This window comes from Pseudoalteromonas sp. XI10 (assembly GCF_001469895.1).
Lineage (GTDB): Bacteria > Pseudomonadota > Gammaproteobacteria > Enterobacterales > Alteromonadaceae > Pseudoalteromonas.
Genome location: NZ_LOPY01000006.1, coordinates 16,610 through 31,486, shown reverse-complemented (window position 1 = coordinate 31,486; position 14,877 = coordinate 16,610). Strand labels below are relative to the sequence as shown.

Sequence of the window (14,877 nt, the reverse complement as noted above, 5' to 3'; positions counted from 1 at the left end):
AGCTGGCCGCTTTTTTAGTAATTTGCATTTAGCAAACCACCAAAACTTTCAAATTTAATTGACTTAACTCACACGCCCTTTGAGGCTGTACAGTGGCTCTAGTAACCACTCAATTAATGTGCGCTGTTCTAACATTATGTCTGCCTCAAACAACATGCCGCTTTTTAACTCAAAGGCCTTTCCATACGCAGACATTTGCTGCTGACTTAAGGTAGCCCTAAGTCGATATACTGGCTCTTGCAATGTAATAGGTAACCGCACTTCGTTTGGTGTAATAAGTGCCTTATCAATACGGCTAATTGTGCTATTGATAAAACCAAAGCGTTGATATGGAAAGGCATCAAAACGTAACCTAGTTTCGTTGCCTATTTCTACAAACCCTGCGGAGCGCGTTGGTAATAGTAATTCAGCAACTAACTCAGAACCCTCAGGTATAATATGCAGTAAAAGCTTTGCTTGGCTTAACACCTCTCCTTCGACTACTTGGATGCCTGTAACAACACCATTATTGCTAGCCGTAATTGTGTAGCTATAGTTGCTTTTTAACTGCGATAGTTGGTTTTGTGTATCTGAGATTTCTCGTTTTAAGTTACTGATGCGAAGTGCATATTGTTGTGGAACGTTAGCAAGATTAAAGCGTAATTGACTCAGTTGGTTATTTTGCTGCATCAGTATTCGAGCTAAGTTTTGCTTTTCTTGCTTAACATCGAGTAAAGCTTGTTGTTGCTGCTCACGTTCTATATTCGATAAAAAGCCACTCTTATTAAGCTGGTTGAAATTAGCTTGTTGACTTTGCAATAGATCAAGCTTTTCATCTGCGAGTGTTAATTGACTTTGTAGTGCAAGCTTTTCTTCATTTAAAAGCGTTTGCTGTGCTTCAAGGTTTAGTATTTCTTGTTTTTGCAACACTTTCGTTTGCATAACCTCATGATTCAAAAGTTTAATTTGCTCTGTTAATTGTTCAACTAACTGTGAACTGAGATCTAAACCTTGACTATCATTTTGCTGAACAACAATTGAAGCAAGTGCTTGTCCTTTAATGACAGAGTCACCTTCTTTTACATGAAGTTTTTCAATTGTTCCGCCTTGATTAGCAAAACTTTGAATGACGCCTTTACTAGGCATGAGAAAACCACGTACGGTTTCTTTGCGGGAATATTCTGCTGTAAAAAGAAATACTATAACCGCAGCTGCAACAGAGCTTAGGGTTACAACAGTTAATTTAATCGATAATGGTTGCGCTAAAGTGATTACGCCAGTTAAACGTTCACTTTGTTGTGCAATCGCTTCCTTTCTAAACAAGCTCATAACAAAATCCTTTTGCTATATCTCTTGAATTTAAAATTAGCGGGACATTCTAATTTTTGTAAATCAGAATTTTCCTAAAAATAAAACAAAGCAAAAATTAAAGGTTTAATTACTAAAATAAAGTGGAAAATTAATTAAAATACATTAATTAAATTTAAGCACCAAGCTGAATATAACTTAGTGCTTAAATATTAATTAACTTGCTAAAATCTTCATTGGTAAGCTGAGGATTGGGCTTTCTGAATCAGCAAAGTGCATCATTACTGCAACGTGACCTGCAACAACCAGTGCGTACATTACCGCTGAAAAACCTTGTCCATAAGTATCGAGAGGGATGAGGTGTGAGTAGTGACGTCCGCGCCACTCAAAGATAATCTCAAGCGCCCCTACAAATAAGAAAAACACCAGTAGCATCAAGCCGAAGGTATAGCTTAACCACAGGCCAAATAACACGCCTAACAAACACACGCTTAGACCAATCCATGAACGCATTGAAAAGCTAATACTTTTAAGTACATGGCCGCCATCCAAGGGCAGAATAGGTAACAAGTTAAATAGGTTTAACAGTGCACTAAGTACCGCCACACCGGCGAATATTTCCATTTCGGTGGCGTAGTAAAGCACCACTCCCAGCACTGAGGTAATTAATCCAAAAGCGGGCCCCATGAGTGAGATCACCACGTCTTGCCATCTGGTGGTAATTTTATCATCAGAAACAGCCAAACCACCGACAAAGGGAATAAGGTAAATACCTTTAGTTTTAATGCCAAAATATTTCATCGCGCGCACATGACCATATTCATGCACCACCAAGCAAGCAATTAACATCAAGGCAAATTCAATGGAAAATAACCACGCATAGCCTGCCACCGAAGCACCCGCTAAAGCCGCTTTCACGACTTTTGCACTTTTGAATAATTTAAAGCCCAGTGCCAGCAAACCAATAATGCCGCGTTTTGGTTCTGCTTCTTGTAACTCAGGTAAAGCAAGTTGGCTCACCTGCTGCTGGTTAACAAAGATTGCTAAGCTTTTTTCGTGCACTTTACTAGTATCAAGACCAATACGCTGCCCCTGAAAATCAAACTCATAAAGTTCTGACTCTGGATTATCGAAGGCAATTGCTTGTTGTTGATGAAAAAGCTGAATTAACTGTGAGCCGTTTAAATGCAAAATAAAGGTTTCGTCTGCGAGGCTCAGCTGAAGTCTGACCATAGTTCTTATAAATACGAATAAAAAGTGCGGCTATTATACTGAGGCCTTACAAAATTACGAATTTCCTTTAGGTACAAAGAGGTATATTTTTCGCACCACAAAACAAGCAAAAAACATGACGAAACACCGTTTATCTACTACTTTTAACTATAGCGTTCTTGTTCATGGAGTGAATATGGTGAAGTCAAATAGACACATTCTCGTAGTGGATGACTCAAAAGCCATCCTGATTGTTATGCATGCCATTTTGAATGAGCTTGAGGTTCCGCACATCACAACCTGCCTAAGTGCAGAAGAAGCTTTAGAAAAAATTAAAAAAGCACCTCGATTCTTTGATGCAATTTTTACCGACCTCAATATGCCTGACATGGATGGTATGGAGCTTATTCGCCACTTAGGCGCTATGAAGTATCAAGGTGCAATTGCCATTATTTCTGAGATGGATCCTAAAGTTATAGACCTTGCCGCAGACCTTGCTCGTAAGCATAACGCTCACTTAATTGGTAACGTCACTAAACCAGTGCAACTTAATCAAGTGTATTTACTACTGCAAAAGCTTGAGCACTTTGCCATTCATGTTGAGCGTACAAAAACCCCTATTTCTGAGTCACTGCTACTACATGCCATCAGTCATAATGAGATTATTCCGTTTTACCAACCTAAGATAAATCGCCACGATAATCGGGTTGAAAGTATTGAGGTACTTGCCCGTATCAACACAAGCCAAGCAGATGAAATTATCTTACCAGAGCGCTTCATTTGTATCGCTGAAGACCTGGATTTAATAAACCTTATTACTTTTCAATTATTTGAAAAAGCCACTAACGATTTTGCAGAAATCAAAGAGCAGTTTGATCCTAATTTAAAACTGGCGTTTAACTTATCTCCTTCGCAGCTCGAGGATTTAAGCTGCCCAGATAAACTGGCTTTAATACTGCACCTTAACAACCTAACACCCAATGAAGTGATTTTAGAAATTACCGAACAGTATGCTCTTCGCAGCACTGCACAACTCGAAACACTCAACCGCTTACGAATGCGTGGTTTTGGTATTTCACTTGATGACTTTGGCACTGGCTTTACCAATGTTCAGCAGCTAAAAACATTACCATTTACCGAAATTAAGATAGATCGCACCTTGATTAGCAATATTGAAACCGATCAGTTTTCCCAAGTGATTGTCAGTAGCTTGGTGAATATAGCGATACAAGAAGATCTCGCTATTGTGGCCGAAGGCATTGAACGCGTTGAAGAGCTTGAATACCTCGACCGCTACAAAGAGTTTATTTTAATGCAGGGCTTTTTGCTGTGCCGCCCGAAAGCCAAAGAAGACTTTTTAAACTGGTCGCTCTCATGGCGGCAAATGGTAAAAACTGCAGCAGGACATCGCCGCTAAGGTTTACGCTTATCGTCACTGACGATGGTATTACTGGATTCTAAACGTTGTCGCCAACGCTGTTTGGCGACTTTTTGCATATTGGCTGATTGATCATGCTCATCAACAATTTCGAGCCCCATTAATGCTTCAATTAAATCTTCAAGAGTGACAATACCTTGCACATCACCGTATTCATCCACGACTAAACAAATATGCGTGCGTCCAGACAGTAAGGTTTCGAGTAAAGTAGGTACATGCAAGGTTTCTGGTACGGTGTAAATAGGCTTAACGAGTTTACTTATCTTATAGTCTTCACCTAAACGATGATAAGCCAGCATAATGTCATTTTTATGTGCAAAACCAATAATGTCATCACCATTTTTGTCATAAACCAATACCCTAGAGAACGAAGAAGAACCATGCTCCGCCAAGTATTGGTTTACGGTTAAATCTTTATGCACTTTAAAAAGCACCGTACGTGGTGTCATTAAGGTATCGAGTTTGGCATGACGAAAATGCAGCAGGCTGCGTATGATTTCAGATTCATCTTGCCCAAGCGCTCCAGACTCAGTACCAATATCAGCCATAGCTTCAATCTCTTGGCGAATATAGTAGGCTTCATCGTAATTACGCCCTAAAAAGCGCGTTAGAATATCTGCAAACCATACGAAAGGTTTTAGAATAAACACCAACCAAATTAGGCTCACACTAACAATGGGTGTTAATCCTCGCCAATAATTAGCCCCTAATGTTTTAGGGATAATTTCAGAAAGCACCAGTACCAATAACGTCATAATTGCAGAAGCAACACCAACCGCAGCATCAGAGAACACCACCGCAGCTTGTGCGCCAACGCCAGCGGCACCTGCCGTGTGCGCTATGGTATTTAACGTGAGTATTGCTGCTAAAGGTTGGTCTATATTATCTTTAAGCTTACCAACACGTTTTGCCAATTGTGGTTGTTGCTTTCTGAGCATCGCAACATAACTTGGTGTAATACTTAACAGTACCGCCTCCATCACTGAGCACAAAAACGAAACCGCAATGGCAACAAACATATAAACAAGTAACAATGTCACTGTAAGCCCTCTTAAAAAGTTAACCTGCTCACCATAGCAATTGAAAACCACAAGCTCAAACCCGACTGCAATCTAACGCAGAGCACTTTTTGGGTAATTTGCAGCGTGCTATATTGGTTTAAATTACCTTCAACAGGCGAAACTATGACACTTTCAACTACTTGGCTAAGCCAATCAGCCAAGCTAAAGACAACATTCAGTGCATTAGCGCTATGTGCGTTAAGCAATACAGCAATGGCCGCTGCCATTGATAAATCAGCGGTGCAATTTATTGGCCCTCTTGGCGAAGATATGCAACTTAAGCCATATCAAACGGATCATCGCGATGCCATTATTGCTAACCTATTACCTAGCTTGCAAAAAAGCAGCGATAGCATACGCGTTTTTGGTAATGAGCTTGACTGGCAATCATTCGACAAAGTGAGCGCGCTAACACTCGGTGGTTTGCAAGCACTAAAATTTACCGCCTCGACAGAACGTTTTAGCCAAGGCTCATTAACACTTAAAGGCATTGAAAACGCGCAGCTATTTATTGATGGTGAAAAGCAAACAGAAAAAAATAAAAGCTATGAGCTAGCTTTAAGCCAAGGCGATCATCAGTTTGTTATCATCACTGAGCAAGTAGCCAACTGGAATGAGGTTGAGCTTGATTTTACGGCTAAGTCAGAACTAGATACTGTGCAATTTAGCGCTAAACAACAACACGGTTTGTCTGCTAAGCAATTATTTGATGCGCCAACAGTCAGTTATATTTCAATGGCACCAAAGGGTGATTATTTCATTACTAGCCAACGTCATTACGAAGATGCAAGCGCTAATCAAGCGCAATATGTTACTGAACTTAAAGACGCAAAAAACAATACACTTTATCGCTTTGAGTCTGCCCAACCGAGTAACATTACTTGGAGTCCAGATAGCAAAAGTTTAGTGTATTTATTAAATGGCGAGCTTAAGCGTTTGAACCTAAAAACCATGCAACTTAGCGTCATTGCTAAAAACCTTTCTGGTGCAAGTGGCTTTCAGTTTTTTGATAACAACAGCTTAATTTTTAGTTGGTCAAAGTCTCCAACAGACAATGGCAAGCTCACTAAACATTATCAAGGCCTGCAAGACCGTTGGTCTTATGCTCGTACCACATCGCAAGTATATTTACTCGATATCGCAACAGGTCTTAGCAAAATCTTAAGCCAAGGACCACTTAGCCATTCACTTGAAGATTTTGACGCTAAAAGCGGTCGCGTCTTAATGAGCCGCTCAGCACAAGCAATGCAGCTATCACCACAGCCAGCAACAGAACTTGTTGAGCTAAACCTAGCTACATCGGCTCTTACGGTACTTGGTCAATACAATACATTTAATCAGGCCAAATATACTGACGACGGAATTTATGTCACTGCCGGACCAGATTTTAATAATGGCTTAGGTCGTGATCTTCCTGAAGGAATGCTTGCTAATAACTATGACGGTCAACTTTATTTACTCAGCCGTGACGGTAAAAAGGCAACCGCTTTAAGTAAAGAGTTTAACCCGGCTATCGGCCAGTTAAACGTACTTAAAAACGGTGATGCACTGATTAAAGTTACCGAGCAAGATACTGTACAACTTTATCAATTCGACTTAAGCAAAAAGCGTTTTAATAAAGTAAATACGGGTTTTGATGTTGTTGAGCAAGTTAGCTACTCACACGAACGCATCCCGAGCATTTTGGTTACCGGCACCACAGCGTCAACACCTCAGCAGTTAAAACAACTAAGCTTAGGTAAGAGCCGCGCTAAAGTAATGTGGGACTCTAAGCCAATTGGCTATGAAAATACGCAAGTAGCCTCACTAGAAGAGTTTAACTTTACTAATAAAGACGGCATTGAAATAAAGGGGCGTGTTTATTTACCGCATGATTTAGATAGCAATAAACAATATCCTGCGCTGGTTTATTATTATGGCGGTACATCACCAGTAACTCGTGGTTTTACCGGTCGCTACCCATTTAACCTATGGGCTGAGCATGGCTATGTTGTTTACGTTGTACAACCTACTGGCGCAACCGGCTTTGGCCAAGAATTTTCGGCTAAACACGTCAACGCATGGGGTGAATACACCGCCAACGACATCATCGACGGCACAAAAGCCTTTTTAGATAAATATAGCTTTGTAGATAGTAAACGTGTGGGTAATTTAGGAGCCTCTTACGGTGGCTTTATGACCATGCTACTCGCAACTAAAACAGATATGTTCAGTGCATCAATTGCCCATGCTGGAATCTCAAATATTACCTCGTACTGGGGCCAAGGTTGGTGGGGTTACTTATACTCAGCAGAGGCATCTAAAAATAGCTACCCGTGGAACAATCCTACACTTTATAGCCAACACAGCCCGGTGTTTCATGCTGACAAAGTAACAACGCCGCTATTACTCCTTCATGGTGATTCGGATACCAACGTACCGGTTGGTGAAAGCCACAATATGTACACGGCATTAAAGTTATTAGGTAAAGATGTTGACCTGATTGAGTACAAAGGTGCAGATCACCAAATTTTTGCTCGAGATAAACGTTTCGACTGGTGGAATACCATGTTGGCTTATTTCGATAAAAACTTAAAAGATCAGCCACAATGGTGGCAATATCTTTATCCTGAAAAATAGTTTAATCACTTGGCTGGGCACTGTTTAAGTGCTCAGCTTTCACCCTTTTCAACTATAGCTAAGCCATTAAATTGTAAGAAATAGTTACAAACCTCGCCAATACACTTCTCAGCCTTTGCCATACAGTGCTAACATAACAACAAATCAAGTGTGAAATTAAAGCGAATGACTATTCAGGTTTTATTGGTTGAAGACGACGAACTACTCGTTAAACGCATTCTTAATCATTTCAAAGAAACTGAGTTTAATATTGAGGTAGATTCAACGGGGGCCGATGCATTAAGCATTGTGCAATCGCGTGCTTCATCAAAAGAAGCAATTTCTCTAGCCGTTATCGACATTGTGTTACCAAAACGCGATGGGCTTTTGCTTGCCAAAGAACTTAATGCACTAACAGATATTGGTGTTATTGTGCTGTCTAGTCGTGACTCGCAAGCTGATCGTATTGCAGGCCTTGCACAAGGTGCCGATGACTATATTTGCAAGCCGGTTGACTTACTTGAACTTGAACTTCGAATGCGCGCTCTTTTTAAGCGCATAAAAGGCTCTCAGCAAGATGATGAGAGTGAAGAGTTTATTGAATATGCCGACTTTAAACTGCACCCAGATAACCGCACATTAGTGACCCCTAATGGTGAAGAGTCTCGTCTTACAGAAGCAGAGCACAAGGTACTTATTTGCCTTATTGCAAATGCAGGTAAAGCGACATCACGTGAAAAAATTTCCGAAGAAATAGGTCAACCAGACTGGAGCCCAAGCGATCGAACCGTTGATGTGCTTATTGGCCGCTTACGTAAAAAACTAAGCGATGAAAAAGATCAAAAGCGTATCGTTACCGTTCGCGGCAAAGGCTACATGCTGTCTATTTAGCAAGCTTACTAATACTGCGTTAATTGGCTAATTAACCGTTCAAAGGCGCGATAATTCAACGCCTCTTTTAATTCATTTAAGGTAATCGCTGGCTGTGCTTTCAAGTCGCTAATTGTGCGTGCAACTTTAATAACACGATGATACGAGCGTGGTGACAAAGCCAGTTTTTCGCTGGCTTTTGCTAAAAACTGCAGCTCAGCAGCTGCCAGCTCACAATGAATGCTCATTTCTTTATTATTCAAGCGCGCATTCACTTTGCCTTGCCGGTTAAGTTGAATTGCATAAGCTCTTTCAACTCTGGCTCTTACTTGTTCACTGCTTTCTTCTACTTGCGTGCTCTGTAATTGGCTACTGGTGAGTCTCGGCAGCTCAATTTGTAAATCAATCCTATCGATAAATGGTCCAGATACTCGAGATAAATACCGCAAGACTTGATCTGGCGTAGCACGCTTATCAGTATGACTTCCTGTAGGGCTTGGGTTTAATGCGGCGATCAGCTGGAATTGCGATGGAAATTCCATTTGTCGTGCCGCTCGCGATATAGTCACCACGCCCGTTTCCATTGGTTCACGCAGTGAATCGAGCACCTTTCTCTCAAATTCGGGCAGCTCGTCTAAAAACAATACGCCATTATGAGCAAGAGAAATTTCCCCCGGTTTAGGATTCGAAGAGCCACCAACAAGGGCAACAGCAGAGCAAGTATGATGTGGATTTCTGAAGGGGCGTTCACGCCAATTCGATAAATCAACCGATTGACCAATTATCGAATATAACGCGGCAGTGCTAATTGCTTCATCATCCGACATGGTTGGCATAATCGTAGGCATACGCTGGGCAAGCATTGACTTGCCAGTACCTGGAGGGCCAAGAAACAGTAAATTATGGCCACCAGCGGCTGCTATTTCGAGTACCCTTTTCGCGCCAGGTTGGCCTTTCACATCACTTAAATCGAGTAGCGAGTCACGCTGCGACTGCTGCTCTGGATAACAAATATTAAGTGGCAGGGGTTGCTGATTTAATAAGTCATTCCAAACATCTTGTAAGGAGTAAACGGCTTTTCGAGCGACGCCCGAAACAAGGCTTGCGAGATTATCGTTTTCAGCGGGTAAGAAACAACAGCGACCCTGCTCTTTCGCTCCTAACACCGAAGGTAAAATAGCATTTACCCCTCTTACTTCACCATTTAAAGCCAACTCTCCGTAAAACTCATAGCGATGAATATCAGGGCAGTTTATTTGCCCAGAGGCGACTAAAATCCCCACAGCAATAGCCAGATCAAAACGACCACCTTCTTTAGGTAAATCAGCAGGCGCAAGGTTGACGGTTATTCGTTGATCTGGAAAACCAAACTGAGAGTTTTCGAGTGCGCTACGCACTCTATCTTTTGACTCTTTGACTGACGCTTCAGGTAAGCCAACGATATGAAAAGCTGGCAAGCCATTTCCTAAGTGTACTTCTACAATCACTTCAGGAGCTTGCACACCCACTTGTGCACGTGAAAATATTCTAGCTAAAGACACGATCCATGATGTCCCTATCATTTATCCTTAAATTAAGTTTAGTCGGGATATTTAAAAACGTGTAATGTCAGTTGCCATTTCATTGCAGCTAAACGCAGTGATAAGGTCATAAGCATGGCTAATATCATAGCTACCTCGGTCACTAAACCCAACGAGATACTTAATGTATAAACAATGCCACCAGCGATACAAGCAATGGCATAGAGCTCGCCCTTTAATAGCATCGGCATATTTCCAGCGAGCACATCGCGGATAACACCGCCAAAACAGGCTGTTATTACACCCATGATAATCGCGGTGGTATCTGGCATACCTGCGAGCATGGCTTTTTGTGTGCCCATCACCGCAAAAAATGCCAAACCGAAAGCATCAGCAACTTGCAGCGCATTAAGTGAAATCGATCGCTGTTTATTGATTAATCGAGTGGTGACAAATACAGACAATAAAATAGCCCAGAAATAGCTTTGATCATGTAGCCAAAATACAGGAACATCTAAAATAACGTCGCGTACAGTCCCACCGCCAATAGCTGTGACTGTGGCTAACACAACAACCCCAAAGCCATCCATTTTTTTGTTGTACGCCAGTAGCGTTCCAGAAACTGCAAACACGGCTACGCCGAATAAATCAAACCAATGGTAAAGTTCAGTCATGTTTGTAACTAAAAAGTAATGTTAGTGCCGTTGTAACATAAACTTTTCAATCTTTTAAGCGAAGTTTCTATTACTCGCCTTTTTCGACCAGCTCAATAAACTTTAAACTTTGCATCATAACGTTATCTGCAAGCGTAGAGTCTGAAAAGTAAGACTCCTTCTCAGTTGCTTTGCTGGGAGCTGCCAACAAGATGTTATAATCATCCTCTAACTCGACCCACAAGCTTCGCTCTTGGGCATTTAATTTCGCATGCTTCTTACGAACATTGTCAGCCTCATAAAACGCCTCTTGTGCTTTTAAGAATGCATCTTGTGATTCTTCGCTCATATCCTCACTTGAAAACAAGCTATTACTTAGATCACTAATGTCTTCTTGCATTGCATCCATTGTTTGGCACCCACCAAGGGTAAGAAGTAATACTGAGAAATATAACGCTTTCATAAACTAACTCCTCAAAAAAGCCCAGTAGCATTGCTGCCACTGGGCTCAGAAAATTACTGCTTAATTAAACTGCCCGATACAAAAGTGTGTAACTCGGGATCATCATTATCATCGTAGGTTTCAGGTACTTCGAAACCTAGCGTTGCTACACTAAAACCACCTTCAATGGTTATCATGGGTGTCATAGTCACACCATAGCCATAATTTTGCGTAGCTGTTGGTTCGCTATACATCATCAACGACCCAAGATCTAATGCCCACTCTGCTGAGCGTACTTCACCATCTAACTCAAATGTTGCAGTACCATTGTTATTTATAATGACATTAGAGGTTTCTAAACCACTGCCATCATCAGCCATAAAGGTAAACACATGTGAGCCAATAAGATCTGCTTCAGTGAAAGCTGCTTGATCAATAACTCGTGTAACGCGTTCGAAGAGGCCAAAATCATCGCCGTCTTTGAACTGTATAAAGTTACCTTGTGGCTTCACAATAAAATAAGGGTCAGCAAATTCAATTGGGTCACCATAGGTTTTTACATAGAAATCAACCACTACCTTTTGAGTTTCTGCATCATAGCTGTAGTAACCACCTGATATACCTAACTCATCAAACTCAGTATCATGAGCAAGCTCTAAGAAAGTGCCATCCTCTTTAAATACAGCAATGAAGAAATCTCCATCGTAAGAGCCATATGTATAACCCCCTATTAGCGGGTTTGATTCACTGTAGATTCTACTTAGCGTAATAATACCCTCACCTTCGATATCGAATGTCAGCGTATCTCCATCAACACTGGCAACAATACTGCCAGCATCATCTATACCGAAACTACCATTGGTATCTTCCGTAATAGTGACATCAAAAGCGCCTGTTGCTTCATCCCAAGTAAAGTCACCAATTTCAAAACCAGGGAATGCGGTATCATCATCAGGGTCGTCCATTCCTTGAATTTGTAACCATTTTCCATCACGAATAATTACCGCGACATCAGGCTCATCAGCAAGCTGCCAAGCCCCATCTAATGGATGATCCGTTGCTGGACGCTCTACAACAACTTGCTCTTCAGCCATTGCCTTATCAAAGTACCACGCTTGTTTAGCATCTTCAGTACAACTACCTGCTTGCTCATACACGCAAATAGTTAAGAAGTTTCGATCAAAGTCACTCACTTCAGCCTTCATGCTATCAAATAGTAATTTCCCTGACGCTAAACTGTAGTCGTATTGATTGACCACTCCAAGGTAAGTGAAGGTGATTTGATGGCTATACTCAGCCGTCATCTCATCATAAATAGTCGCTATTTTAATAGTTTCTACACCTAGCTCTCTAGGTGAATAAAGTTCAATGTAGTTAGTTGTAATTGGGTAGCCATTATTATCAAAACTTGCGTTTTCTTCTAACCAATATGGTGCGAATTTAGTTACCCCATACTCATCTGACACAGAGAAGTTACGTAGATGAGATGAATAATCTTCGACACGCTCCGAACCATCATAGTTAAAAAAGCGATATTTACGATAGGTAAAGTTTTGACCATTGTTAGTCGCTAATAATCGCTGTGAGAACTCACTGTATACTTGGCAAACCTCCCCTTCAGGACAAATTGGCTGAACACCATTGCTCGTAAAATAGTTATATCTTAAGAACACTCCCTCACTGCTTACTTGCCAAGAACGGAAGTTTTGATTCAAGTTAAAGTTCATTAAACCATCATCATACACATCATAGTGGAGGTCTGTTTGAGGTGAGTTATAGCCTTGGTAAACAGTCCATTTACCCAATAGGTCTGGCTTAGTAAATGAAAGCTGATTATCTCTCACCATTAAACCAGTTACCGTACGTGAGCTATCGTCCGCTTTAGCTTCGAGTGATGCCGCAAATTGATAGCCCACTTGTACATTTTTAACGAGCCAAATAGCGATGTCATAACTAATAGTTTCTGTACTATTGCTTATAAGCAGTCGATTCCTATCAACTTGCCAAGTCACACTAACAGGCGCGTTATCGTTATCAATGAGCGTTCCTGTTCCACCAGAAAGTAACTCAACACTTACTGCACTACTATATCCACCAAACTCGCTTAGGTTATCAATAACCCAATTACCAATAAGTTCATCAGCTGTCACAGCAAGTGTTTGCTGTTGTTCAATAAGGGTGGCGTTATAGTTTGATTCTGTAGTTCTATATACAACATCTGAACTGGTTATGCGTGTTTCGCTTTTACGGAAAAACTCAACCGTTCTGTTTGCATCGTTTTCAAGAAGAATAGTTAGGTCTAACTCAACTAAGTACTCACAAACATCTAGCTGTTCATCGTTTCCATCAGTAACCACAAAGCAACTCATTAATGCAGGCTCAGCCAAAGTAATTGTGATGTCTTGCTCTTGTTGCGACCAACTAAAGTCAGTATCAACATCCAGTAAACTGACATACCCGGTACCATCATTATTAAACTCAAACTGGCCAACTGAAGTTCGATAATATTGTGGCTGCATTAATAAATAGTTGCCGGTCAGATTATTGATTGTTTGATCAACTAGTTCATCATCATCTTTAATCTCTTCTTTTGTAGAGTCGATTAATCCTGGGTCTTGGCTTTCAACTGTATTTATAAAGTCATCAATTTGTTCAGCGCTAGATATTAAATCAAGGGTCGAATCGACACCCTCAGGTAGTTCGTAGTCATCATTATCTACAATGATCTTAATTAACGCTGCAAGTAGCAGTTTTTCGTCAGCATCAACAGCGAGTAAAGCTTCATCTAATGCTTGTTCAGAATCGATGTTTGTACCGTCGCGGCTTAAAAGTGCAAACTCTGCAGTACTGACATTAGTAATGTTTACGCCAAAGTTTTCATCTTTGCTTAATGTGCCATCGGCTCCTGCTTGTGAAACAAGCGTTGCGATAGACTTCAGTTGGGATACAAATTCAACACCAGGATCAATGGAGTTATTACCCAGCGCCACCAGCTTAACCAGTTCATCAGCATCTGAGTCATCAACCTCAATGTTTATGCTATAGCGGCCTTGTGCATCAGCGGTAATCTCAAATTGTTCATCACCAATCTGCACCACAATACTTGAGTTGATAATCGGCTCATCGGTTACAATACCGGTGATCGTTACGCTGAGCACTTTACGTTTAAGCTCAATCGTTACTGTTGCTGTGGCGGTTGCACCATCATCATCGGTGACTGTCAGTGAAACAACGACATCTGCATCATCTTCGATCTCAGGCGCGGTGATCGTAAGTGTACTTGTATCGCTGCCGGTAAGTGTTAGATCTGGACCTGATGTTTGCTGCCATGCGTAACTTGCAATTGTGCCGTCACTGTCTGTTGCCGTCGCTTGTAGGACTAAATCGCCACCTTCTGTTACGCTGCTATCACTACTAATAGATACCGTGGGATTTTTGTTTGTAACGACAGGAGGGGTATCATCATCATCACCACCTCCACCGCCTCCACCACAAGCGGTTAAAGCGACAAGACTTGTCGCTAGTAATAATTGCTTTAGATACTTTATGGAATGAAAATTAGGGGGGCTCATCATGCTAATCCTTACATTGTGTGTTGTATTCCCCTAAAAAGAGGCAACTGCATGCACAGTTGCCATAACTCAAGGGAAGCAAAACCTATTTTGAACATGAATAAAGGCGGGATCTCAGTGTCGTCCTTAACCATAATCTGAATTCAGTCATGTTTGCCCGTCAAATATGAACACCCGAGATCCCATCAAAGCGATTCATTTTACGTTAAGGTTCAAGGGTAGAT

10 protein-coding genes are annotated in these 14,877 nt (G+C 41.2%); 3 read left to right on the top strand and 7 right to left on the bottom strand.

Annotated features, from left to right (window positions below; genetic code table 11):
* Window positions 1–63 precede the first annotated feature (63 nt).
* Together AUR67_RS00460 and AUR67_RS00455 are read right to left on the bottom strand one after the other, a co-directional pair.
* The gene (locus AUR67_RS00460) at window positions 64–1,308 is read right to left on the bottom strand and encodes an HlyD family efflux transporter periplasmic adaptor subunit (protein WP_058583708.1); all 1,245 of its coding nucleotides are present in this window, start codon (window positions 1,306–1,308) and stop codon (window positions 64–66) included.
* Between the two features lie 195 nt (window positions 1,309–1,503).
* Window positions 1,504–2,520 (bottom strand): metalloprotease, encoded by a 1,017-nt coding sequence (locus AUR67_RS00455; protein ID WP_058583707.1) that lies wholly within the window; start codon window positions 2,518–2,520, stop codon window positions 1,504–1,506.
* A gap of 175 nt (window positions 2,521–2,695) precedes the next feature.
* Here AUR67_RS00455 and AUR67_RS00450 point away from each other — a divergent pair, with 175 nt between their 5' ends.
* Window positions 2,696–3,916, top strand: coding sequence for an EAL domain-containing protein (locus AUR67_RS00450; RefSeq protein WP_058583706.1), 1,221 nt, complete (start codon window positions 2,696–2,698; stop codon window positions 3,914–3,916).
* Here AUR67_RS00450 and AUR67_RS00445 read toward each other — a convergent pair.
* The gene (locus AUR67_RS00445; protein ID WP_058583705.1) at window positions 3,913–4,977 is read right to left on the bottom strand and encodes a hemolysin family protein; all 1,065 of its coding nucleotides are present in this window, start codon (window positions 4,975–4,977) and stop codon (window positions 3,913–3,915) included. The two genes, AUR67_RS00450 and AUR67_RS00445, sit on opposite strands and share 4 nt — an antisense overlap.
* A gap of 144 nt (window positions 4,978–5,121) precedes the next feature.
* Between AUR67_RS00445 and AUR67_RS00440 the strand changes: the two genes are divergently transcribed.
* Complete coding sequence (locus tag AUR67_RS00440; RefSeq protein WP_058583704.1) at window positions 5,122–7,617, top strand: alpha/beta hydrolase family protein; 2,496 nt, start codon at window positions 5,122–5,124, stop codon at window positions 7,615–7,617.
* A 165-nt stretch (window positions 7,618–7,782) separates the two neighbouring features.
* Window positions 7,783–8,487, top strand: coding sequence for a response regulator transcription factor (locus tag AUR67_RS00435; protein WP_054563933.1), 705 nt, complete (start codon window positions 7,783–7,785; stop codon window positions 8,485–8,487).
* Window positions 8,488–8,495: 8 nt separating this feature from the next.
* Here the strand turns inward: AUR67_RS00435 and AUR67_RS00430 are convergent, their stop codons facing one another.
* The 4 genes from AUR67_RS00430 to AUR67_RS00415 form a co-directional block, all read right to left on the bottom strand.
* Window positions 8,496–10,007, bottom strand: coding sequence for a YifB family Mg chelatase-like AAA ATPase (locus AUR67_RS00430; RefSeq protein ID WP_054563934.1), 1,512 nt, complete (start codon window positions 10,005–10,007; stop codon window positions 8,496–8,498).
* Window positions 10,008–10,045: 38 nt separating this feature from the next.
* Window positions 10,046–10,660 (bottom strand): trimeric intracellular cation channel family protein, encoded by a 615-nt coding sequence (locus tag AUR67_RS00425; RefSeq protein ID WP_054563935.1) that lies wholly within the window; start codon window positions 10,658–10,660, stop codon window positions 10,046–10,048.
* A 70-nt stretch (window positions 10,661–10,730) separates the two neighbouring features.
* A complete protein-coding gene (locus AUR67_RS00420; protein ID WP_058583703.1) occupies window positions 10,731–11,102 on the bottom strand; it encodes a hypothetical protein in 372 nt (123 codons plus the stop codon).
* A gap of 53 nt (window positions 11,103–11,155) precedes the next feature.
* Window positions 11,156–14,656 (bottom strand): PKD domain-containing protein, encoded by a 3,501-nt coding sequence (locus tag AUR67_RS00415; RefSeq protein ID WP_152996449.1) that lies wholly within the window; start codon window positions 14,654–14,656, stop codon window positions 11,156–11,158.
* Between the last annotated feature and the right edge of the window lie 221 nt (window positions 14,657–14,877).

Excerpts from the sequence above, each read along its gene's own strand:
- AUR67_RS00460 (WP_058583708.1), bottom strand. The coding sequence starts at position 1,308 with ATGAGCTTGTTTAGAAAGGAAGCGATTGCACAACAAAGTGAACGTTTA.
- AUR67_RS00455 (WP_058583707.1), bottom strand. The coding sequence starts at position 2,520 with ATGGTCAGACTTCAGCTGAGCCTCGCAGACGAAACCTTTATTTTGCAT.
- AUR67_RS00450 (WP_058583706.1), top strand. The coding sequence starts at position 2,696 with ATGGTGAAGTCAAATAGACACATTCTCGTAGTGGATGACTCAAAAGCC.
- AUR67_RS00440 (WP_058583704.1), top strand. The coding sequence starts at position 5,122 with ATGACACTTTCAACTACTTGGCTAAGCCAATCAGCCAAGCTAAAGACA.
- AUR67_RS00435 (WP_054563933.1), top strand. The coding sequence starts at position 7,783 with ATGACTATTCAGGTTTTATTGGTTGAAGACGACGAACTACTCGTTAAA.
- AUR67_RS00425 (WP_054563935.1), bottom strand. The coding sequence starts at position 10,660 with ATGACTGAACTTTACCATTGGTTTGATTTATTCGGCGTAGCCGTGTTT.
- AUR67_RS00420 (WP_058583703.1), bottom strand. The coding sequence starts at position 11,102 with ATGAAAGCGTTATATTTCTCAGTATTACTTCTTACCCTTGGTGGGTGC.
- AUR67_RS00415 (WP_152996449.1), bottom strand. The coding sequence starts at position 14,656 with ATGATGAGCCCCCCTAATTTTCATTCCATAAAGTATCTAAAGCAATTA.